General features: G+C 38.2%; 18 protein-coding genes and 2 rRNA genes (1 of these 20 only partly in view). 13 read left to right on the top strand and 7 right to left on the bottom strand.

The window, feature by feature from the left end; all coding sequences use genetic code 11:
• The first annotated feature begins 1 nt into the window (after position 1).
• From HX109_RS09980 to HX109_RS09965, 4 genes are all read left to right on the top strand, one after another.
• Complete coding sequence (locus HX109_RS09980) at positions 2-1,087, top strand: DUF3667 domain-containing protein (protein ID WP_178951571.1); 1,086 nt, start codon at positions 2-4, stop codon at positions 1,085-1,087.
• Between the two features lie 4 nt (positions 1,088-1,091).
• Positions 1,092-1,478: a Co2+/Mg2+ efflux protein ApaG gene (gene apaG, locus HX109_RS09975; RefSeq protein WP_178951569.1), complete on the top strand. Its 387-nt coding sequence runs from the start codon at positions 1,092-1,094 to the stop codon at positions 1,476-1,478.
• Between the two features lie 88 nt (positions 1,479-1,566).
• Positions 1,567-3,195, top strand: coding sequence for an L-glutamate gamma-semialdehyde dehydrogenase (gene pruA / locus HX109_RS09970; RefSeq protein WP_178951568.1), 1,629 nt, complete (start codon positions 1,567-1,569; stop codon positions 3,193-3,195).
• A 174-nt stretch (positions 3,196-3,369) separates the two neighbouring features.
• Entirely contained in the window at positions 3,370-3,639 is a 270-nt protein-coding gene (locus tag HX109_RS09965; protein ID WP_178951566.1) for a hypothetical protein, read from the top strand.
• 2 nt (positions 3,640-3,641) lie between these two features.
• Here the strand turns inward: HX109_RS09965 and rsmG are convergent, their stop codons facing one another.
• Positions 3,642-4,280, bottom strand: a complete 639-nt coding sequence (gene rsmG, locus HX109_RS09960; RefSeq protein ID WP_178951564.1) for a 16S rRNA (guanine(527)-N(7))-methyltransferase RsmG — start codon at positions 4,278-4,280, stop codon at positions 3,642-3,644.
• A 144-nt stretch (positions 4,281-4,424) separates the two neighbouring features.
• Between rsmG and HX109_RS09955 the strand changes: the two genes are divergently transcribed.
• Both HX109_RS09955 and HX109_RS09950 read left to right on the top strand, forming a co-directional pair.
• A complete protein-coding gene (locus HX109_RS09955; protein ID WP_178951562.1) occupies positions 4,425-5,531 on the top strand; it encodes a fatty acid desaturase family protein in 1,107 nt (368 codons plus the stop codon).
• Between the two features lie 15 nt (positions 5,532-5,546).
• Positions 5,547-6,734 (top strand): pyridoxal phosphate-dependent aminotransferase, encoded by a 1,188-nt coding sequence (locus tag HX109_RS09950; RefSeq protein WP_178951560.1) that lies wholly within the window; start codon positions 5,547-5,549, stop codon positions 6,732-6,734.
• A 186-nt stretch (positions 6,735-6,920) separates the two neighbouring features.
• Here HX109_RS09950 and HX109_RS09945 read toward each other — a convergent pair whose 3' ends face one another.
• Positions 6,921-8,423 carry a TrkH family potassium uptake protein gene (locus HX109_RS09945; protein ID WP_255462666.1) on the bottom strand — a complete coding sequence of 501 codons (1,503 nt, stop codon included), beginning with the start codon at positions 8,421-8,423 and terminating at the stop codon, positions 6,921-6,923.
• Positions 8,420-9,769: a Trk system potassium transporter TrkA gene (gene trkA, locus HX109_RS09940; protein WP_178951559.1), complete on the bottom strand. Its 1,350-nt coding sequence runs from the start codon at positions 9,767-9,769 to the stop codon at positions 8,420-8,422. Before trkA ends, HX109_RS09945 begins: the two co-directional genes overlap by 4 nt.
• Positions 9,770-9,897: 128 nt before the next feature.
• On the opposite strand from trkA, the gene ubiE reads away from it, so the two are divergent.
• Both ubiE and HX109_RS09930 read left to right on the top strand, forming a co-directional pair.
• Positions 9,898-10,629: a bifunctional demethylmenaquinone methyltransferase/2-methoxy-6-polyprenyl-1,4-benzoquinol methylase UbiE gene (ubiE, locus tag HX109_RS09935; RefSeq protein ID WP_178951557.1), complete on the top strand. Its 732-nt coding sequence runs from the start codon at positions 9,898-9,900 to the stop codon at positions 10,627-10,629.
• Between the two features lie 28 nt (positions 10,630-10,657).
• Positions 10,658-11,368, top strand: a complete 711-nt coding sequence (locus HX109_RS09930) for a porin family protein (protein ID WP_178951555.1) — start codon at positions 10,658-10,660, stop codon at positions 11,366-11,368.
• Positions 11,369-11,397: 29 nt separating this feature from the next.
• Here the strand turns inward: HX109_RS09930 and HX109_RS09925 are convergent, their stop codons facing one another.
• Positions 11,398-12,123, bottom strand: a complete 726-nt coding sequence (locus HX109_RS09925; protein ID WP_178951553.1) for a TrmH family RNA methyltransferase — start codon at positions 12,121-12,123, stop codon at positions 11,398-11,400.
• Positions 12,124-12,166: 43 nt separating this feature from the next.
• Between HX109_RS09925 and HX109_RS09920 the strand changes: the two genes are divergently transcribed.
• The 3 genes from HX109_RS09920 (at position 12,167) to accD (ending at position 16,771) form a co-directional block, all read left to right on the top strand.
• Positions 12,167-14,707 (top strand): BamA/TamA family outer membrane protein, encoded by a 2,541-nt coding sequence (locus HX109_RS09920; RefSeq protein ID WP_178951552.1) that lies wholly within the window; start codon positions 12,167-12,169, stop codon positions 14,705-14,707.
• A 72-nt stretch (positions 14,708-14,779) separates the two neighbouring features.
• On the top strand, positions 14,780-15,847 hold the full coding sequence (gene fbaA, locus HX109_RS09915) for a class II fructose-bisphosphate aldolase (RefSeq protein WP_178951550.1): 1,068 nt from the start codon (positions 14,780-14,782) through the stop codon (positions 15,845-15,847).
• A gap of 66 nt (positions 15,848-15,913) precedes the next feature.
• Positions 15,914-16,771 carry an acetyl-CoA carboxylase, carboxyltransferase subunit beta gene (accD, locus tag HX109_RS09910; protein WP_178951548.1) on the top strand — a complete coding sequence of 286 codons (858 nt, stop codon included), beginning with the start codon at positions 15,914-15,916 and terminating at the stop codon, positions 16,769-16,771.
• Positions 16,772-16,855: 84 nt separating this feature from the next.
• On the opposite strand, the gene HX109_RS09905 is transcribed toward accD, so the two are convergent.
• Complete coding sequence (locus HX109_RS09905; RefSeq protein WP_178951546.1) at positions 16,856-17,719, bottom strand: hypothetical protein; 864 nt, start codon at positions 17,717-17,719, stop codon at positions 16,856-16,858.
• Between the two features lie 149 nt (positions 17,720-17,868).
• Here HX109_RS09905 and rpsO point away from each other — a divergent pair, with 149 nt between their 5' ends.
• The gene (gene rpsO / locus HX109_RS09900) at positions 17,869-18,138 is read left to right on the top strand and encodes a 30S ribosomal protein S15 (RefSeq protein ID WP_178951544.1); all 270 of its coding nucleotides are present in this window, start codon (positions 17,869-17,871) and stop codon (positions 18,136-18,138) included.
• A gap of 305 nt (positions 18,139-18,443) precedes the next feature.
• Complete coding sequence (locus tag HX109_RS09895; protein ID WP_178951543.1) at positions 18,444-20,660, top strand: polyribonucleotide nucleotidyltransferase; 2,217 nt, start codon at positions 18,444-18,446, stop codon at positions 20,658-20,660.
• Between the two features lie 471 nt (positions 20,661-21,131).
• On the opposite strand, the gene rrf is transcribed toward HX109_RS09895, so the two are convergent.
• Positions 21,132-21,241 (bottom strand): 5S ribosomal RNA (rrf, locus tag HX109_RS09890).
• A 208-nt stretch (positions 21,242-21,449) separates the two neighbouring features.
• Positions 21,450-23,278 (bottom strand): 23S ribosomal RNA (locus tag HX109_RS09885) (it continues 1,025 nt past the right edge of the window).

Here is a 23,278-nt window from a genome sequence, read left to right as displayed (position 1 = left end):
TATGATTAAAAGCGATCGTACATCCAAAAAATATCGCGGCACTAAGTGCCTTAATTGTGAATTACCTCTTGATAAAACGGATGTATATTGCCCATATTGCGGACAACTCAATAGCACCAAAAAGCCAACCATTTTTGATATGCTGGAAGAATTTTTTTCCAGTTTATTTTCTTACGATTCCAAACTGCGAAAAACCTTAACTGCCCTAGTTTTAAGACCAGGAAGGATTACTACGGAATATGTTAAGGGAAAAAGAGCCACTTACACCAATCCGTTTCGCTTTTTTCTAAGTGTCACCATACTTTATTTTTTGATGGTTAGCTACGGAAGCGAATTGGGGAACGAAAATTCTGTAGCCCAGGGTTTGGCCAATGATAGCGTATACATTGAAAATATTTTGCTCAAATTAAACCGAACAGGCATTTCTTCAGAGGACAAAATAGTAGTTGACTCTTTAATTTTAAAATATCAACCGACAAGAGATGTAAATACTTTAAATTCTCCAAGAGAATTCTTTGAGAAAGCAGATAACAAATTGCTCATCAACAGATTTACCGATAAAACAGAATATTTCTATGAAGATTTTCAGTTGGACAAATACAAAAATTACAAAGAAGCAGTTGAAAAATTAGGGATAGAACCATCCATAGAGAATCATGTGGCTTTCAACTTAGCAAAAAACTCTTACCGAATCTATATAAATCCGCATCTTTTTGCAGCGAGTTTAATTGCAAAACTTCCATTCATTATCTTTTTCTATCTCCCTGTATTTTCAATATTTATCTGGCTCATCTATTCCTTTAAAAAATATCATTATATCGATCATTTAATCTTCAGCTTTCATACACAAACGTTTTTTACACTCCTATTAATTTGTGTTCTTATAGCTAAATGGTTATTTAAAATAGACCTTCATTTAGTGGCCATCGTTGCCTTCTTTATTTATCTATATAAATCAATGAGAGGGTTTTACAAGGAGAACAGATGGAAAACAATTGTTAAATTTATCTATGTTAACAGTATTTTCCTTATTTTAGCTATCGTATCGACTATTTTGGTTATTGCTATTGGCATTTTCACCTATTAAATTTATGATTACACAAATTACCAAAGGCATTAAGATTTCTGTTAAAACTAGTTTTGAGGGCACTTTCCTCAAGAACTACAAGATTCATTTTGCGTTTGGTTACCGAATAACCATAGAAAACCAAAGTAAAGATTCGGTTCAATTAACTTCCAGACATTGGCAAATTTTCGATTCTTTAAATGATATTGAAATTGTGGATGGCGAAGGTGTTATAGGGAAAAAGCCGGTTTTAAAACCTGGAGAATCGCACACCTATTCCTCTGGATGCCTTTTAACTTCACCTATTGGAGCAATGAGAGGGCATTTCAATATGGTTAATTTCACTTCCACAAGAAGGTTTCGGGTAATGATACCAACCTTTAAATTTCACGCGCCTTTTGCCTTAAACTAAGAGGGCAACCTTTAACATGATTTTACTTTTTAAACCTTTTTTCATTTAGTATCTTTGAAAGAATTATTAATGAAAAAATAAAATTAGTATGGGGAAAGGTTTTTTTCATGTTCCTACGGCAATAAACGAGCCAGTGAGATCTTACGCACCTGGTTCTAAAGAAAGAGAAACAGTATTAAAACAGTATGACGAATTTTACAACAGTAAAGTTGAAATTCCGCTTTACATAGGAAGTGAGGAGATTAAAACAGGCAATACAAAGCCTCTATCGCCTCCACACGACCACAAACACATAATAGGTGAGTATCATTTAGCAGAAAAATCTCATATTGAAAAAGCCATTGCCAGCAATCTAGAAGCTAGGGAAAAATGGGCTAATTTAACATGGGAACAGCGCGCAGCAGTATTTTTAAAAGCTGCCGATTTAATCGCTGGGCCTTACAGGGATAAGATAAATGCTGCTACGATGATGGCACAATCTAAAAATATCCACCAAGCTGAAATCGATTCGGCATGCGAACTCATAGACTTCTTAAAGTTTAATATTGAGTACATGTCTAAAATCTATGACGACCAGCCAGAGTCCGACGAGGGTATTTGGAACCGTGTTGAATACAGACCTTTGGAAGGATTTGTATATGCTGTAACACCATTCAACTTTACGGCTATAGCAGGGAACTTACCTAGCAGCGCAGCATTAATGGGGAATGTTGTGGTTTGGAAACCTAGCGACAGTCAAATTTATTCCGCTAAGGTAATTGTAGATATTTTTAAAGAAGCAGGACTTCCGGATGGCGTTATTAACGTTGTTTATGGAGACCCAGAAATGATTACCGATACTGTGCTTGCTAGCCCAGACTTTGCCGGTATTCACTTTACAGGTTCTACCAAGGTATTTAAAGGTATTTGGAAGAAAATTGGAGATAACATTAATATCTATAAAACCTATCCTAGAATTGTGGGGGAAACAGGTGGTAAAGATTTTATAATCGCTCACCCTTCTTCCAACCCAAAACAGGTAGCTACGGCCATTACAAGGGGTGCATTCGAGTTTCAGGGTCAAAAATGTAGTGCGGCTTCCCGTATTTACCTTCCAAAATCGATTGCCAATGAAATTTTGGATTTCGTAAAAGAAGATGTAGAGTCGTTTAAAATTGGACCTCCAAACAATATGGAAAACTTTATCACTGCAGTGATCCATGAAGGTTCTTTCGATAAATTGGCGAGCTACATCGACCAAGCAAAAGAAGACAAAGAAGCTGAAATATTTTGCGGCGGAACTTACGATAAGTCCAAAGGTTACTTTGTTAACCCAACGGTTATCGTTACCACCGACCCTAAATACAAAACAATGACTACAGAATTGTTTGGACCTGTGGTTACCGTTTATATCTATGAAGATGAAAAATGGAGCGAAACGTTAAAGCTTGTAGATGGCACATCAGAATACGGATTAACAGGAGCTGTTTTTTCTGCTGATAGATATACTATAGATGAAGCTACCAAGGCATTACAGAATTGTGCGGGTAACTTCTATATTAACGACAAGCCAACAGGAGCTGTTGTTGGGCAACAACCATTTGGTGGAGCAAGAAATTCCGGAACTAATGATAAAGCCGGTTCTGCTCAAAACTTACTTCGTTGGGTATCTCCACGATTGATCAAGGAGACTTTTGTAAGTCCTACTGATTATAGATATCCATTTTTAGGGGAGTAATTTCCTGTAAATTCTAATATCCAAAGCCTTTGAGACTTCATTTTCAAAGGCTTTTTTTTTGCAGCTACACTAAGCTTTACGCCTCAAAAACCACTTTTCAATGTTAACTTAATGTTATGTAATTGTATATTTAATGTAAATTTTAGTATATTTGAAAGAAATCTGATAAAGACAATGATGATGAAAGAAGAAAATAACAGATGTATTTTAAGTATTAAATATTCCATAATTGATACTTCCAGCGATACCAATAGCACTAAAACAGAAATAGAGCGTGTATTTATTGCGCGAAATAAAGAAGCTTTACTAGAGAAGATTCAGAAGTTTGAGAATAAATTGAGGAATAAGAAAAGTAAACGTGCCTTTGTATCGGAGAAAATGTCTTATTTAAAACATTTTCTTAGCAGTTGGCGCTATACTTACAATTCGATGCTTAAAATATAACCCTATTTACCTGTGTATTTTAAGGGCAGATAAACAACTTTTTTAGTTTCGAAAAAGTCTTCTTCAAAAATAGATGTGAGATCGAAAAGTTGAGCTGTTTTATATACGGCCAACTCTTCCGATAGGTCTCCTCCTTTTAAATATAGGATTCCATTTTTCAGCTCGTGCTTAGAGTCCTTTTTAACTTTACCCTTTACCCATTTTACAAAATCTGGCATGTTGGTAACTGCTCGGCTTACAATAAAATCAAATTTCTGTTTTACCTTTTCCGCCCTTACTTGCTCTGCCGTAACGTTTTTAAGGTTAAGTGATGTTGCTACTTCATTCACCACTTTTATTTTTTTACCAATAGCATCAATTAAATAAAAATTGGACTCAGGGAATAAGATTGCTAAAGGAATTCCCGGAAAACCACCTCCCGTCCCAACATCCAAAATAGCAGATCCTGGTTTAAAAGGCTGTACTTTTGCAATCCCCAAAGAATGAAGCACGTGTCTTGTGTACAGCTCATCGATATCTTTTCTACTGATCACATTAATCTTACTATTCCAATCTTTATACAACTCTCCCAGTTGGGAAAATTGTTTTTTTTGATGTTCTGTGAGGGTGGGAAAATATTTTTCAATAAGGGCGACTGACATGCTTTCTTAAAATTTTGACAAAAATAGACATTTAAACCTGTACTTTTAAACTTTTTACAACGTTATAGATTTAATTATTTATATTTTTGTCTACTTACAATTCCTCAAAATTCAATGTGGTTGGAATTTCAATGATTAGAACTTATGAAAACGACTAAAACGATTCGATTTTCCCGGAAAGATCCGGCAAAATTCTTTAAAACCCTTAACTCTAGGGTTAACGATTACTTTAAAGAGAATAAAATTAAAAAAACAGGGAATTGGAAACTCTATCTTAAAACGGCGGTTATGTTTGCCATTTTCCTAACACCATATTTTCTTATTTTAACCATCAACATGAACCAATGGTTACAATTGCTTTTAACAGTGGTGATTGGTGTTGGTATGGCCGGGGTTGGAATGAATGTAATGCACGATGGTAATCACGGCTCTTACTCTTCAAAAAAATGGATCAACCAAATAATGGGTGGCAGTATGTACATCCTTGCGGGGAATGTTTACAATTGGAAAGTACAACATAACGTACTTCACCATACTTATACTAATATCCCTGGACATGATGAAGATTTGGATGCTGGAAGAATTATTAGGTTTAGTGAACATTCCAAATGGAGACGTTTCCACAAATTTCAACATTTTTATTCTATATTTTTATATGGACTTCTAACCATAAATTGGGCTATTACAACCGATTTTAAACAAATGAGAAAGTATTTGAAAAGAAAACTTTCTTACGGTAAATTCCCGAATCCAACTAAGGAATGGAGTGTATTGATAATTACCAAATTAATCTACGTGACCATTTGGATTGTTATTCCCTTGTTTTTTGTAGATGTAGCCTGGTGGAAGGTTTTAATAGGCTTTTTTGTGATGCATTATACTGCTGGCCTTATTTTGAGCATGGTATTTCAATTAGCGCATATTGTTGAAGATGCGAATACCGTTTTACCAGACCAAACAGGAACCGTAAAAAACACCTGGGCCATACATCAGCTGTTTACCACCACAAATTTCTCTACAAAAAACAGAATTGTAAATTGGTTTACTGGCGGTTTAAATCACCAAGTTGAACATCATATTTTTCCAAATATCAGCCATATTCATTACACAAATATTGCTAAAATTGTTAGAGAAACTGCGAATGAGTTTAATTTACCGTATTACGAGTATGAAACTACGAGAAAAGCTATAATTTCGCATTTTAAACACTTAAAAGCATTAGGTGAAAAACCTAACTATGTTTACAATTAAACACATTTTCAATTTATGACACAACAATTATCGGAAAGAGTTTTAAACATGGCAACTTCTGCAACGCTTGCCATGGCAGCTAAAGCAAGAGAATTAAGAGCCGAAGGGAAAGATATTATAGGCTTAAGTTTAGGAGAACCCGATTTTAACACACCAGATTTCATTAAAGATGCCGCAAAAGAGGCTATCGACCAAAATTACAACAGCTACTCTCCCGTAGATGGTTATGCCGATTTAAAGCAAGCAGTTATCAATAAATTTAAAAGAGATAACGGTTTAACTTATACTCCCAACCAAATTGTTGTATCTACAGGCGCAAAACAGTCTTTGGCTAATGTTGCCCTAGCGGTAATAAACCCTGGAGACGAAGTTATTTTACCTGCTCCGTATTGGGTAAGTTACTCTGATATTGTAAAAATTGCAGAAGGTGTTCCGGTAGAAGTACAAACTTCTATTGAAAATGATTTTAAAATGACAGCCGAACAATTGGAAGCGGCTATCACCCCAAAAACAAAGATGATTTGGTACAGCTCTCCTTGCAACCCAAGTGGATCTGTTTATAGCAAAGAAGAATTGGAGTCGTTGGCTGCTGTTCTTAGAAAACACCCTAATATTATTATTGTATCCGACGAAATTTACGAGCATATCAATTTTGGGGAAGGCCATACCAGTATTGCTACAATTGAAGGGATGTACGATAGAACAGTAACCGTAAATGGTGTTTCTAAAGCATTTGCCATGACAGGTTGGAGAATTGGATACATAGGTGCTCCAGAATGGATTGCTAGAGCCTGCAATAAGATGCAAGGTCAAATTACCAGCGGTGCTAATTGTATTGCGCAAAGGGCTACCATAACGGCTCTGGAAGCCCCTGTGGAAAAAATTAAATTTATGATTGATAAATTTCATGAGAGAAGAGACCTTGTTCTTGGATTGCTCGGTGAGATTGATGGCTTTCAGTTGAACGTTCCAGAAGGAGCTTTTTACGTTTTTCCAAATATTTCCAGTTTCTTCGGAAAGACTATTAAAGGAAAGAAAATTGAAAATGCTTCAGACTTTTCATTGTTGCTGTTGGAGGAAGCAAATGTAGCAACCGTAACAGGCGAAGCTTTTGGAAACCCTAACTGTATAAGAATATCTTATGCGGCTTCGGAAGCTGAATTAAAAGAAGCTATTAAAAGAATAAAAGAAGTTCTTTCTTAAGACAAGGGAAAAATCTACCAATAAAATCAAAAAATGCGAAGTTTTCACTTCGCATTTTTTTTAACTTAATTTCCCTCAAATTAACCAATATCTAGAACGACATTGATTACTTCAAAGATGAAAAATCTCTTTGGGTTGTGTAAGGGGAAAAATCCCCTTTTTATAATTTTCCGTATCCAATTGCTATTAAGTGCGCTTCCAAAAGAAAGGCGAAAACAGTATTAAAACAGTAAAAAGCTCCAATCTTCCTAAAAGCATTAAAAAAGAACACCACCATTTACCAAGAATCGGTAACGAATCGAAATTTGTGAGTGGATGAAGGGATCCTAGCGCCGGACCAATATTTCCCAGCGAAGATGCCGAACCCCCGATAGCCGACTCAAAATCTAAACCTAAAAAGCCTAAAACTACCGCTCCCGTAATAAATAACAACATATAGATAATAAAAAACCCTAGAATGTTGTAAATAATATTTTCGGGAACAGTTTTACCGTTATACCGCACAGGGATAATAGCGCTTGGGTGCAAAGTTCGTTTAAATTCTAAAATCCCATTCTTGATCATTAGCAAATGCCTAACCACTTTTACACCGCCGGCCGTAGATCCGGCAGAGCCTCCCACAAACATTAACCCGAAAAAAACGATGGTAAGAAAAGGTGTCCAGCTGGTAAAATCGGCAGTCACAAATCCAGTAGTAGTAATTACGGAAACCACTTGAAACAGGGCGTGCCTAAAAGCACTTTCCCACTCCCCCAATACCATCGGGTGGTATTCGCTGATGGGAACATTGGCCTTAAAATAAATCACCAATGCCGCCACTATAGTAACGCAAACAACCAAGAGGCCATAAAATCTAAACTCGTAATCATTAATAATTTTTTGAACTTTCCCTTTGAATGCAAAGTAGCTCAGCACAAAATTTGCCCCTGCTACGAACATAAAGAAAATTACAATGTATTGTATAAAAGGATTGTCGTTCCAATAGGCAAGACTCGCGTTTTTTGTGGAGAACCCTCCTGTAGAAAGGGTAGCCATGGCATGGTTCATGGCATCGAATAAATCCATTCCAGCAATTTTAAGCAAAAGTATTTCTGCTACCGTGTAACCCACATAAATAAACCACAGCCGTTTAGCAGTATCCGTAATCCTAGGGTGAAGTTTATCTGCACTGGGCCCAGGTGCTTCCGCAGCAAATAGCTGCATCCCCCCTATTCCCAGCAAAGGCAAGATGGCAATTGCTAATACAATTATCCCCATTCCTCCTATCCAGTGTGTGGTACTCCGCCAAAATAAAATTCCTTTGGGAAGCACTTCTATGTCATTTAAAATTGAGGCACCGGTTGTGGTATAACCACTCATCGTTTCAAAAAAAGCATTGGTAACAGATGGGATTGCTCCGGTAAATAAATAAGGTAACATCCCAGAAAGGGTCATAAAAACCCATCCGAAGGTTACAATCATATACCCTTCGCGTTTTTTAATTTCCTTTTTATGGTTTTTGGTGGTATACATTAAAAGTATACCCAGCAGAACGGTCGTCATTCCGGCAAAACTAATTTCCATGGTAGCTCCGTCCCGGTACAAACCACTAATTACAGCAGACAAAATCATAAATCCACCATTGCAGAGCAACAGCAGTCCCATAAAATGAAAAATGATTTTTGTGTTCAGCCTTTTGGATAAAATCATAGAAACAGCTTTTCTACCCGTGAAATAGATCTTGGCAAGCAACATACAACCACTCTATCCCCCGCTTTAATCTCGAAATCCCCTAAAGCAATTACTCCTTCTCCATTTCTAATAACCCCGCCGATTATTGCAGACCTTGGAAAATCGAGATCCTTGATAATTTTTCCGGTAACGGCAGACGTTGGCTTTACAATAAACTCCAACATTTCGGCATTGAGATTGTTAAGCTTAGTAAGCGCCACCACTTCCCCTTTTCTTATATGCCTAAAGATATTGTTTGCAGCTAAAAGCTTTTTGTTAATAAGAGTGTCTATTCCAATAGATTGAGAAAGTTGAAAGTAATCCATATTCTCAACCAAGGCAATGGTTTTTTTAATATTCTTGGATTTTGCCATTAGACAGGACATGATGTTAGTTTCAGAATTTCCTGTAACCGCAATAAATGCATCCATCTCATTAATATCTTCCTCTTCGAGAAGATCTACATTTCTACCATCTCCATTTATAATCAAGGCATTTGGTAACTCATCAGCTAAATCGAAGGCCTTACTTTTATCCTTTTCTATAAGTTTCACCCGAAATTTGCTACTGCAAAGATCGCGTGCCGTTTTATATCCAATCTTACTACCCCCCAGAATCATCACATTTTTAATCTCTTCCCTGGTCTTTCCGGTGAGTTTATACAATTCGTCCACCCCCTCTTTTAAGGTTACAAAATAGGCTTGGTCGCCTTCCTTAAAAACGGTATCTCCACGGGGAATCAATGTATACTGCGTTCCAAAACGCTGTATGGCAATGGGTACAAAATGTAATTCAGGAAAAATATTTGCCGCTTCCTGTACCGATTTACCGATAAAAGGGGCGGTTCGTTGCAAAGAGGTCCCCACCATAATAAGTGCACCATCTTCAAACTCGTAGCTATCGTTAAAAGCAGATTGATCCAAAAGTAACTGAATCTCTTCCGAAGCCAACTTTTCAGGTGAAATTAGCTCATCTATCCCCAGTTTATCAAATTGAATTTCCTCTTTGTTGTGAATGAATTCCGTATTTGAAATACGGGCAATGGTACGCTTGCAGCCCAATTGTTTTGCCAGCAAACACAAAGTAAGGTTAGTGGTTTCTGAAGCCGTGACCCCAATAACCAAATCGGAGGTATCTACACGGGCTTCCTTTAAAACTGAAACCGAGGTAGCATCCCCTTTTAAAACTTTTATATCTAAATGTGTGTCTGCATGGTTTAAGCTATCCCTATCATTATCAATTAGCGTTATATCTTGTGATTCGTAAGACAAGAGTTTTGCTAAATGAAAACCTACTTCTCCAGCTCCTGCAATAATTATTTTCATTGACTATTTGTAGACTTTTAAGATACAAATATAGAGTAAATATAATTACATATGAAGATTATCAAGCCTTTATAAAATTTGACTCGACTAGATAAAATCTAAGTAGTATATTTACCAAAATTTTGCAGATGGAGAAGAAAATAACCCCTTATGAAAACTCAGAATTAGGGAAAAAAGAACAGGTAACCCAAATGTTTGACACCATTTCTGGGAAATACGATGGTCTCAACAGGGTAATTTCTTTTGGCATAGATGTTAAGTGGAGGGAAAAAGTGGTGGCCATGGTAAACAATACCAAACCAAAAAACGTTTTGGATATTGCTACCGGAACTGGGGACCTGGCTATTAACATGGCCTTGAAAACAACTGCCGAAAAAATTATAGGACTCGACATTTCCCCGGGAATGCTTGAAGTGGGTAAAGAAAAGATTTCTCAAAAAAAACTTAACGATAAAATCGAAATGGTCATTGGCGATAGTGAAGCCCTCCCTTTTGAAGACAATTCTTTTGATGCCATTACCGTAGCTTTTGGTGTTCGTAATTTCGAAAACCTCGAAAAAGGACTTTCAGAAATTTTAAGAGTGCTAAAAAAAGATGGGGTTTTTGTGGTTTTGGAAACTTCTGTACCTACCAAGCCTCCTTATAAACAAGGTTACAATATTTACACCAGAGCAATTATGCCGCTTATTGGAAAATTATTTTCCAAAGACCGTTCCGCTTATGCTTATTTATCGAAATCTGCTTCAGTTTTTCCTTTTGGTGAAGATTTCAACAATATTTTGCGTAAAATTGGGTTTACTAATGTACAGGATAGGCCACAAACTTTTGGAGTGGCTACCATCTATGAAGCATATAAATAAAATAACCTTGACTAACTTAACCTGTAAAATGAAAAAAATATTCTTTTTAGCAATGTTTTTGCTGTCTTGCTCCCAGACGCTTTTTTCTCAGTTTAAAGAGGATCCTATTTTAAACTTGGAAAACGAAGATAAAAAACGTCTAAATTGGGGATATTTCTTGGGATTCAATCAATACGGTTTTAAGTTTGATTATAATGAATACGACCCTTCCCAAAATAAAACAGATGTTTTAACAGCTAAAAATTTAGGATTTAATGTGGGGCTCATCGGGGAGCTTCGTATCAACGATTATTTCGACATTCGTCTGGAACCGGGCCTTTACTACACCCAACGTGATTTAGGTTTTCCAGGATTTTCAGATGAGCGCGATTATTTAAGGGAAGTAAAATCCACCTACATACACGTTCCGCTTTTGCTCAAAGCAAGCACCAAACGCCTGGGGAATTTTAAACCTTATGTTGTTGGGGGTGTTTCAACATCATTAAATTTAAGCAGTAATCAAGACAATGCCGAAGATAATAGCACGGGAACTTTTAGAATGAAGAAAAACACCTATTATTATGAAGTTGGCTTCGGAATAGATTTCTACTTGTACTATTTTAAATTTTCACCTTCCATTAGAGGCGTTTTTGCCTTATCGGATGAATTAGTGCAAGACAACAACCCGAACAGTCCGTGGACTTCGAATATTGACGGAATGTATTCCCGGGCAGTCTTTATTAATTTTACTTTTGAATAACCGTATTCCAGCTAGCACATCTTTTTGGATTACCTACGTTTAAACTCGCTCAAAAGAATGGCTGTTGCCGTGGCAACATTTAAACTTTCCGTGGCTTGAATGGCTCCAAAGCGCGGTATACTTACAGTATTTTTTATAACGGAAAGAATTTCTTCCGACAAGCCATTGGCCTCATTACCCATCACCAATATAGCCTCTTTGGGCAACGTACTACTGTAAACATCGCTTCCATCCTTAGTAGCTGCATATTTTGGTAAGGTAGAATCTACCAAAAAAGCTTTTAGATCGGTATAAACTATATTAACCCTAGTTAACGAACCCATGGTGGCCTGCACTACTTTAGGATTGTAGCAATCTACCGTGTTATTGCTGCACACTAAAGAATTAATTCCAAACCAATCGCAAAGCCGGATAATAGTTCCTAAATTTCCGGGATCCCTAATGTCATCTAAAGCCAATACCAATTTGCTTTCGGCAACCTTCTTAGGCGGTTTTATATAAAAAACGGCTAAAACAGTACTGGGTGTTTTTAAACTGCTCATTTTTTTCAGGATACCTTCGGAGACCGTGGTTACTTTACTACTATCAACTTCCATTAAATTTTCTTCTGTAGCGTATATTTTGTAAAGCTTAAAGTCCGATCTAAGTAACTCTTCCACCACTTTAACCCCTTCAGCCATAAAAAGACCATGCTTCATTCGGTACTTTTTTTGATGCAAGCTCGTTATAAGTTTTATTTCGCTTTTGCTAACCATTCAAATAATGTATTTTTGACGTTAAAATTAATTTAGCACCCCCTTGAGACATTTTTTTGTAAAAATAACAGTATTATTTTTTGTAATACTATTTATATGCTCCTGCAATGCCACAAAAAGGGTAAAAGAAGGGGAATTACTTCTTACCAAGAACGTTATTTTTGTAGACAGTGCGAAAATTAAAGATGATAAAATTCAAGGGCTTATCACCCAAAGACCCAATAATATTGGTCGTTTGGCGCTCTACAACCTCGCCAGGCCCAAACCCGATTCTTTTTTTGTAGCAAAATTGGATTCTTCTTTAAAGGATATTAATTTTTTTGAAAGGATGATTTCCAAAAAGCAATTGGTTCAAGTTGCCGACTATAAAATAAATTTCAATAATTGGTTGATGAACACTGGGGAAGCCCCTACCATTATAGATCCCGTAAAGTCCAAAGCTTCAGCAGATCGTATAAAACAGTATTACGATACCAAAGGCTATTTTAACAATAGTGTATCCTTCGAGATTGACACCACCGATCAAGATGAAAAGAAAGCAGAAATGGTTTACCGCGTAAAACGTGGTAATGCTTACTACATAGACTCTATAAATTCGGTTATTTCTTCAAGAGACATCGACTCTATTTATAGAAAATACAAGCCTTTTTCTATAATTAAGGAGAACCAACAATTCGATCTCGATAATTTTCAAGCTGAAAAAGATCGTTTAAACAGTCTATTTATCAATTCGGGAATTTATAAATTCCAACCCAATGCCATCAGTTTCGATATTGTAAGAGACACCACATCGGGAGAAGATTTTAAAATGCCCGTGACGGTTTCCATAGAAAGCATTTCCGAAGAAGATGAAGATTCCCTGCCCATACAGGAATACAAGGTTCACAGGATAAAAGATGTTAATATTTACGCTGATTACTCCTTCAATCAAAATCCCGACTCCCTACAGTTTATTGAATACGATGGCTATAAAATATATTACAAAGACAAATTAAAATACCGCCCGAATGCCTTAACAGATGTAATAGCTATTTTGCCAGGTGATGTTTACAAAGAATCTGAAAGGGCACTTACAGCTAAACAAATTACCAACCTTAAGATTTTTAAATACCCCAACATTACCTACCAATATGCAGACAGCACAGACAACCAGTTGAATACAAATGTATACTTGGCACCTCGACCGCGTTTCTCACTTGGCTTCAGTTCTGATGTATTGCACTCAAATATTCAGGATATTGGTATTGCCTTTAGCACCTCGGTGGTGAGTAGAAATATTTTCCGGGGGGCAGAAACGCTGGATCTGGCTTTAAGGGGAAGTATTGGCTCTTCTGCAGATTTTAAAAATACGAGCAGCAGCTTTTTTAATTTGGCTGAATTTGGTGGCGACATCGGTTTAAATTTTCCAAGGATTCTATTGCCTTTTAACACCAATGGATTTATACCAAAATATATGGCGCCACAGACACGGTTTTCTGTGGGTACCATTTTTCAAAAAAATATTGGTTTAGACAAGCAAACGTTTAACGGTGTTTTACGTTATTCTTGGAGCCCTACCACCAAACGTAAAAATATCTTCGAGCTTTTAAATATACAGTACGTAAAGAACTTAAATATCGACCGCTATTACAATGTGTATGATAATAGCTATGAAGATCTCAACGATATTGCGAACACTTACCAACCAGAAGCCAACCCAGATTATTATGACGACAATGGAAATTTAATAATCCCAGAAGGAACTACCGGCTTCACCAACGATGTGTTGGATGGTAATATCTCCACTTCCACCGATGATTTTAATGAAGTCTCCCGCTTGGAAAACCGTGAAGAGCGACTAACCTCCAACAATTTAATATTTGCCACGAACTATACATATTTTAAAAACAACAGAAGAAATTTTAATGACAACAATTTTTTTCAGTTTAGAGGAAAAATAGAACTTGCAGGAAATTTGCTTTCTGCTTTGGCACCTTTGGTGGATTTTGAGCAAAACGAAGATGGCGACAATCTCATTTTTGGTGTACAATATTCGCAATACGTAAAAACCGAATTGGATTATATTAAATATTGGCGTCTTTCTAAAAAAGATGTACTCGCATTTAGAAGCTTTCTCGGGGTTGCTATCCCTTACGGAAATGCAGACGACATTCCTTTTATACGTAGTTATTTTGCGGGAGGATCTAACGATAACAGGGCGTGGCAACCTTACTCTTTGGGTCCGGGTAGAACCGATGATGTAAACGATTTTAACGAAGCAAACTTAAAAATAGCCTTCAATCTAGAATACAGATTTAACCTAATAGGCGATTTTAAAGGCGCTTTGTTTGCAGATGCTGGTAACATCTGGAATTTCCTGGATGATGTGGAAGAGGAAGAAGCCGTTTTTGAGGACTTGAGCTCTCTGAAAGAATTGGCATTGGGAACTGGATTTGGATTACGGTACGATTTTAATTTCTTTGTACTGCGATTCGATATTGGTTTTAAAACCTACGATCCGTCTTACGAAAAAGGGAACAGGTGGTTCACCGATTATAATTTTGGCAACGCAGTATACAATATTGGTATTAATTATCCTTTTTAAGCGAGCTAAATTTATTATTTTTGCAAACGCATTATATAAAACAACTAAATATAAATTTGAAACTTAAATTTTATGAGTCATAACATTAAACCAGGTGTAGCCACAGGAGATGAAGTACAAAATATCTTTAACTATGCCAAAGAGAAAGGATTTGCACTTCCTGCAGTAAACGTAATTGGAAGCAGCAGTATAAACGCTGTTTTAGAAACCGCTGCAGAATTAAATGCTCCAGTAATCATTCAGTTTTCTAATGGTGGCGCACAGTTTAATGCTGGAAAAGGACTTTCCAATGAAAATCAACAAGCGGCCATTGCGGGAGCAGTTGCAGGCGCTAAGCACGTTCATGCCTTGGCAGAAAAATATGGTGTTCCTGTAATTTTACATACCGATCATTGTGCGAAAAAACTATTGCCTTGGATCGATGGATTATTGGATGCCAGTGAAGAGTTCTACAAAGTAAACGGAAAATCACTTTTTAGCTCCCATATGATAGACCTTTCGGAAGAACCTATCGAAGAAAATATGGAAATCTGTAAGGAATATCTTGCACGCATGAGCAAAATGGATATGACTTTAGAGATTGAATTAGGGATTACAGGTGGTGAAGAAGACGGAGTTGATAATACAGATGTAGACGACTCAAAATTATATACACAACCAGAAGAAGTAGCTTATGCTTACGAAGAGCTTTCTAAAATCTCTCCTAGATTTACCATTGCTGCCGCTTTTGGAAATGTACATGGGGTTTACAAGCCTGGAAATGTAAAGCTTACTCCAAAAATTCTTAAAAACTCTCAAGAGTACGTTTCAGAAAAATACGGACTGGAGCATAACTCCATCGATTTTGTTTTCCACGGAGGATCTGGTTCTACCGTTGAAGAAATAAGGGAAGGAATTAGCTACGGCGTTATTAAAATGAATATCGATACCGATCTTCAATACGCTTATTTAGAAGGAATAAGAGATTATATGGATGCTAAGGCAGATTACTTAAAATCTCAAATTGGTAATCCAGAAGGTGCAGATGTCCCTAATAAAAAACATTACGATCCAAGAGTTTGGGTTAGAGAAGGTGAAAAAACTTTTGTTACCCGACTTAAAAAGGCTTTTGAAGATCTTAATAATGTAAATACGTTATAAAAACTGATTATGCATCCTGAAGGTTATCTTTAATCTTCAGGATGTTCTTTTAAATACAGTAAGAATATGACTTGGTTCAAGAGAAAAGAAAAAGGTATACAAACCTCTACGGAAGAAAAAAAAGACACTCCTAAAGGACTTTGGTATAAATCCCCTACGGGAAAAATTGTAGAAACCGACGAACTCGCTAAAAACTTTTATGTAAGTCCAGAAGACGATTACCATGTACGAATTGGTAGTAAAGAATATTTCTCCATTTTATTCGATGATAACAAGTTTAAGGAGTTAGATACAAACTTAGAATCTAAAGACCCATTAAATTTTGTTGACACCAAGAAATATTCTGACAGATTAAAGCAAGCGCAAGAAAAAACCAATCTAAAAGATGCGGTTAGAACGGCAGTTGGAAAATCTAAAGGGAAAGATATTGTAATCGCCAGCATGGATTTTGCATTTATTGGTGGTTCTATGGGAAGTGTTGTTGGTGAGAAAATAGCCAGGGCAATCGATTATTCCATTAAAAAGAAAATTCCATTTTTAATGATTTCCAAATCTGGTGGTGCCCGAATGATGGAAGCTGCCTTATCTTTAATGCAATTGGCTAAAACTTCAGCCAAATTAGCGCAACTTTCCGATCTTGGGATACCTTATATTTCTTTATGTACCGATCCAACAACGGGGGGAACTACAGCATCTTATGCCATGTTGGGGGATATAAATATTGCAGAACCGGGTGCTTTAATTGGTTTTGCGGGTCCTCGAGTAGTAAAAGAAGCTACCGGTAAAGATCTTCCAGACAATTTCCAAACTTCAGAATTTTTACTGGAGCACGGGTTTTTAGATTTTATAACCCACAGAAGAGATTTAAAAAACAAGATCAATCAATATATCGATCTCATACAAAACCAACCTATTAGAGCGTAAACTCTTTTGGTAGTTCATATTTATAAAAAAATCCGTAAAGCTTTCGCCTTACGGATTTTTTATATTCTGAGAGTATCGAAAAAACTATTTCTCCAATACTATTTCTACTGAATTTCCATTAGGTCCAGTTACAGTGGCTTTGTCATCACATTCTCCATCACCGTAATCTAAATCGGCCATGGCGTCTTCACTGGTAATTCTTAAAACTCCACTTACCAAGTATGAGCAAAAAAGTTCCGCTCTCAATGGCGTAGTAGCTTCCGCGTTATAGGTTACCCCATCACGTGTTGTTAAACTGGCAGTTCCAGTAATTTCAAAAGCACTTTTTAACCATTCTTGGGTGTCATAACCTTCCACCCAAACACGGGTCTGCTCCGAAGAATAATCCAAAGTGGTTTCGTCTTGATAAGCAAAAGTAACATCGGTGTTAACCATCGACTTAGGATCTTGACCTTCCTCAAAAACATTTTCGAAAGATTTCGTACCGTTTACGGTAACAGTATCTACCATAAAGTTTTCAAAAGTTACTTCAGAATTATTCATAAAAGAAGTGGAGTCGGCATTATTTGCGGTACTCATCATAAGTTTCCCTGCCAACATTTTACCATCTGGCATTTCACAACCTTCACCAAAATCTAACGTAGCCATAAAACTATCGCTAGTAGATTGGGTAGTAACGGTAAGACACTCTGGCAGCCAACCTTTAGCGGCCAACGTACTTTTGCTAGCTGTGCCACCTTCTTCCAAGCCAGAACCGGAAACCACATTCACGATATTATCAATATCTTCCGAAAGCTGAGTAGCTTCCATGGTTGTTTTCACCTCCTGTGGACTTAGGGCTTCCGTTTGAGGGTTGTTTACATCGTTATTAGAATCATCATTACAAGAAACAATTAATGTAGTAGCGGGTATTAAAATCATTAATGCATTTCTCCAAATTGATTTCATAAGATTTAAATTTATTTATTAATAAATAGGTTTATATTGGGTACAAATATAATAGTACTAAAACGTAGAATATCCTAAAAAATTGTTATCTTTGCGCCCGATGATAGAAAACCTATCAAATACATAAGAATCATTTAAATAATATTGGCATGTATTTAGCTAAAGAAGTAAAAGCAGACATATTTAAAAAATATGCTGGTGACGAAAACAACACCGGATCTGCAGAAGGACAAATTGCATTGTTCACTCACAGAATTGATCACCTAACAGGACACTTAAAAAAGAATCGTAAAGATTTCAACACAGAGCGTTCCCTAGTTAGATTAGTAGGTAAAAGAAGAAGCCTACTTGATTATTTGAAGAAGAAGGATATTGAAAGATATCGTGCGATCATCAAAGAATTAGGATTAAGAAAGTAAGACATAAGGGAGCAAATTGCTCCCTTTTTTTTTGTTTTTAAGCATCCCTTCCCAAAAGGCTCGCCCCTAAAAACAATCTGACAGTTAATTTCTTACCGCAGATACAACTATAATTACTACCTTTAGCACTTATAAATAAATCAATTACTTATTTCATTATAAGTTTCTGAAATACAGATCCACTTGGTGGACAAAAAAGCTTAAAATTAATAGTTTTTCATTGGGCAACAACAACACAACTACTTCCGCCATGCGCGGAAACCCATTGTTTAACTCCCTGCATTTGCAGGTAAATTAAAAACTTTATGATTCCTGAAGTAAAACAAGAAATTATTGATTTGGGAGATGGTAGAACCATTACTCTTGAAACTGGGAAACTAGCAAAACAGGCACACGGAAGTGTTGTGGTACAATCTGGAAAATGCATGCTTTTATGTACTGTTGTTTCCAACTACAAACAATCTGATGTAGACTTTTTGCCATTAACGGTAGATTACAGAGAAAAATTTGCCGCTGCCGGAAGATATCCTGGAGGGTTCTTTAAAAGAGAAGCCAGACCCAGTGACGGCGAAGTACTAACCATGCGATTAGTAGACCGTGTATTACGTCCATTATTCCCAAAAGATTATCACGCTGAAACACAGGTGATGATTCAATTAATGTCTCATGATGAAGACGTTATGCCAGACGCCATGGCAGGATTAGCCGCATCTGCAGCTATTCAATTATCCGACTTACCTTTCGAATGTGCTATTTCTGAAGTAAGGGTTGGTCGTGTAAATGGTGAATTTATCATCAACCCAACAAGAGCCCAGTTATTGGAATCTGACATCGATATGATGATTGGAGCTTCCGCAGATTCTGTGATGATGGTAGAGGGTGAAATGGATGAGATTTCTGAAGAAGAAATGGCTGAGGCAATTAAGTTTGCGCACGAAGCCATTAAAGTTCAATGTGCTGCTCAAGTAAAATTAGCTGAAGCGTTTGGTAAAAAAGAAACTCGAGAATACGAACCTGAGAATGAAGATGAGGATTTAGAAGAAAAAGTTCATAAAATGGCTTACGACAAAGTTTATGCTGTCGCAAAAGCTGGATCTTCAAAACATGAAAGAGGTGCCGCATTTGGAGAAATTAAAGAAGAAATAATTGCTTCCTTTTCTGAAGAGGAACAAGAAGAATTTGGCGATCTAATATCCAAATACTACAGCAAAGCAGAAAAAGCAGCTGTTAGAGATTTAACGCTTAATGAAGGTTTGAGATTAGACGGCCGTAAAACAAATGAAATTAGACCTATTTGGTGTGAAGTAGACTACCTACCATCCACCCATGGATCTTCTATATTTACACGTGGGGAAACCCAAGCATTGGCTACAGTTACCTTAGGTACCAGCCGGGAAGCCAACCAAATAGACATGCCATCTTTCGAAGGGGAAGAACGTTTCTATTTACATTACAACTTCCCTCCTTTTTCAACAGGGGAAGCACGCCCAATTCGTGGTACTTCCCGTCGTGAAGTTGGTCATGGGAATTTGGCTCAACGTGCTTTAAAAGGTATGGTTCCAGACGACTGTCCTTACACGGTTCGTGTGGTTTCAGAGGTGTTGGAATCTAACGGTTCTTCTTCTATGGCTACAGTATGTGCTGGAACGATGGCCCTTATGGATGCTGGGGTTCAATTAAAGAAACCAGTTTCTGGTATCGCTATGGGATTAATTTCTGACGCTGATTCTGGAAAATATGCAGTTCTATCCGATATTTTAGGTGACGAAGATCATTTAGGAGATATGGACTTTAAAGTAACAGGTACCGCAGACGGTATTACTGCTTGCCAAATGGATATTAAGGTAAAAGGTTTGAGCTATGAGATTTTAGTGAATGCACTAAAACAAGCTCGCGAAGGACGTTTACATATCTTAGAAAAATTAACAGACACCATTGCAGCTCCAAACAAAGATGTAAAAGAGCATTCACCTAAAATGGTTACTAGACGTATTCCTAATGAATTTATAGGTGCTTTAATTGGTCCTGGTGGAAAAGTAATACAAGAACTTCAAAAAGAAACAAATACTGAAATTGTTATCAATGAAGATCCTGTTACCGAGGAAGGTATTGTGGAAATTCTAGGAGTTGGCAGCGAAGGTATCGAAGCTGTATTGGCCAAAATCGACTCGATCACTTTCAAGCCGGAAAAAGGTGAAGTGTACGAGGTTAAAGTAATTAAAATGCTAGATTTCGGTGCCGTTGTAGAATATACAGAAGCACCGGGGAACGAAGTTTTATTACATATCTCGGAACTTGCTTGGGAACGTACAGACAATGTTACCGATGTGGTAAACTTAGGTGATGTATTTGAGGTTAAATATTTCGGTATAGACCCTAAAACGAGAAAAGAAAAAGTATCCCGTAAAGCAATTTTACCAAAACCGGAAGGTTATAAGGAAAGACCACCACGTGAAAGAGATGGAAACAGGGATAATAGATCTAGAGATAATAGAGGCGATAGAAAGCCGAGAAGAGATTAAATAATTTATTTAATTTTTAAAGTGTGGGAGAGTCCGGCGTTTTGCGTCGGACTCTTTTTTTTGCAACTCTTCGATAAGCACCATATGATATACACTCGAAATTATACACAAAAAAGCTTCAAGACAATTGATCTGTATATACAATAAAAATAACCCTATAGATCGCTTAGATTTAGAACGATTCCCTTCTGATTACCTCATTAACGCACTTTAGTAGTGCATGACCGTATTCTTAACTAATTTTTACCCGATCCCATTTCGAAGAAGAAAAGGATTTTAAGAATACTCTAAAAACCGTATTGTATATACTAGGATTACTCAATAATCCTTTGGATATAGGAAAGATAGTGGCCAGTTGCCGTGCCCAAGGGCACCATGTGTGCCCCCGTAACTTTCGGGAAGGGGCAAAAAAAAATCCCGACGTTCCATCCGGAAGTCGGGATTGTGTATAAACCTGCCGTTGGCAGGCAAAGAAGGCGGCGACCTACTCTCCCACAAGGATGTAGTACCATCGGCGCTGGCGGGCTTAACTGCTCTGTTCGGAATGGGAAGAGGTGAGCCCCGTCGCTATAACCACCTTAAATCTTAAAGCCTCCCCCGGCCCCTCCAAAGGAGGGGGGCGGGATAATGTTCCCCTTGTCCCTCCCCTTGGGGGAGGTCAGGTGGGGCCTTTAATAAGTTAACATATGGAGATAAAAAAACACTGGAAAAGTACCTATTTGAGAAAAAACGTACAGAATTTAAAAGAGTTTGCGCCCCCTTGCCCTTTGCAAAGGCAAGGGGACTGTTGTACATAAGCTTACGGGTTATTAGTACTACTCGGCTGTGACATTACTGCCTTTACACCTGTAGCCTATCAACGTGGTCGTCTCCCACGGCCCTTTAAAGAAATCTCATCTTGTGGCGGGTTTCGCGCTTATATGCTTTCAGCGCTTATCCCTTCCCAACATAGCTACGCTGCCATGCCCCTGGCGGGACAACAGCTACACCAGCGGTTGGTCCAACTCGGTCCTCTCGTACTAGAGTCAGATCCACTCAAATTTCTAACGCCCACTGTAGATAGAGACCGAACTGTCTCACGACGTTCTGAACCCAGCTCGCGTGCCACTTTAATGGGCGAACAGCCCAACCCTTGGGACCTTCTCCAGCCCCAGGATGTGACGAGCCGACATCGAGGTGCCAAACCCCCCGTCGATGTGAGCTCTTGGGGAGATCAGCCTGTTATCCCCGGCGTACCTTTTATCCTTTGAGCGATGGCCCTTCCATGCGGAACCACCGGATCACTATGCTCTACTTTCGTACCTGATCGACTTGTAGGTCTCTCAGTCAAGCTCCCTTGTGCCATTGCACTCTACGCACGGTTACCAAGCGTGCTGAGGGAACCTTTAGAAGCCTCCGTTACTCTTTTGGAGGCGACCACCCCAGTCAAACTACCCACCACGCACTGTCCTTCTAAAAAGAAGTTAGGCTCCGAATAAGTAAAGGGTGGTATTTCAACAATGACTCACACATACCTGGCGATACATGATCAAAGTCTCCCACCTATCCTACACATCACTTATCCAAAGTCAATACGAAGCTATAGTAAAGGTGCACGGGGTCTTTTCGTCCCACAGCGGGTAATCGGCATCTTCACCGATACTACAATTTCACCGAGCTCATGGCCGAGACAGTGTCCAGATCGTTACACCATTCGTGCAGGTCGGAACTTACCCGACAAGGAATTTCGCTACCTTAGGACCGTTATAGTTACGGCCGCCGTTTACTGGGGCTTCAGTTCAATGCTTCCCCCGATTGCTCGGGGTAACATCTCCCCTTAACCTTCCAGCACCGGGCAGGTGTCAGGCCCTATACATCATCTTTCGATTTAGCAGAGCCCTGTGTTTTTGATAAACAGTCGCCTGGACCTTTTCACTGCGGCCCCGACGTTTGACCGTCGGGGCGACCTTTCTCCCGAAGTTACAGGTCTATTTTGCCTAGTTCCTTAGCCATGAATCTCTCGAGCGCCTTAGAATACTCATCCCAACCACCTGTGTCGGTTTGCGGTACAGGCTGCACATATCGCTTTTCTTGGAAGTCGGTCCGCTGGATTATCACCGCAGCCGTAGCCTTAGTGTACTATCGGGGTGTTGCCACTCCCTTCAACGTGCTATTCCGTCAGCACGCACCAACTTTCCGCCTCCGTCACTTTTATCTATGTGCAGGTACAGGAATATTAACCTGTTGTCCATCCACTGCCCCCTTCGGGTTCGCGTTAGGCCCTGACTAACCCTCAGCTGATTAGCATAGCTGAGGAAACCTTGGTTTTTCGGCGTGCGGGTTTCTCGCCCGCATTATCGTTACTTATGCCTACATTTTCTTTTCCAAACGGTCCAGCAGACCTCACAGTCCACCTTCTGCCCAGTTTGGAATGCTCCCCTACCACTCGTATTTACATACAAATCCATCGCTTCGGTGGTATACTTATGCCCGATTATTATCCATGCTCGATCGCTCGACTAGTGAGCTGTTACGCACTCTTTAAATGAATGGCTGCTTCCAAGCCAACATCCTAGCTGTCTAAGCAATCAAACCGCGTTTTTTCAACTTAGTATACACTTGGGGACCTTAGCGGATGG

This window comes from Galbibacter sp. BG1 (assembly GCF_013391805.1).
In the GTDB taxonomy this organism is placed as follows: domain Bacteria; phylum Bacteroidota; class Bacteroidia; order Flavobacteriales; family Flavobacteriaceae; genus Galbibacter.
Note: the sequence above shows the minus strand (reverse complement) of the source record. Positions and strands in the feature narration are given on the sequence as shown.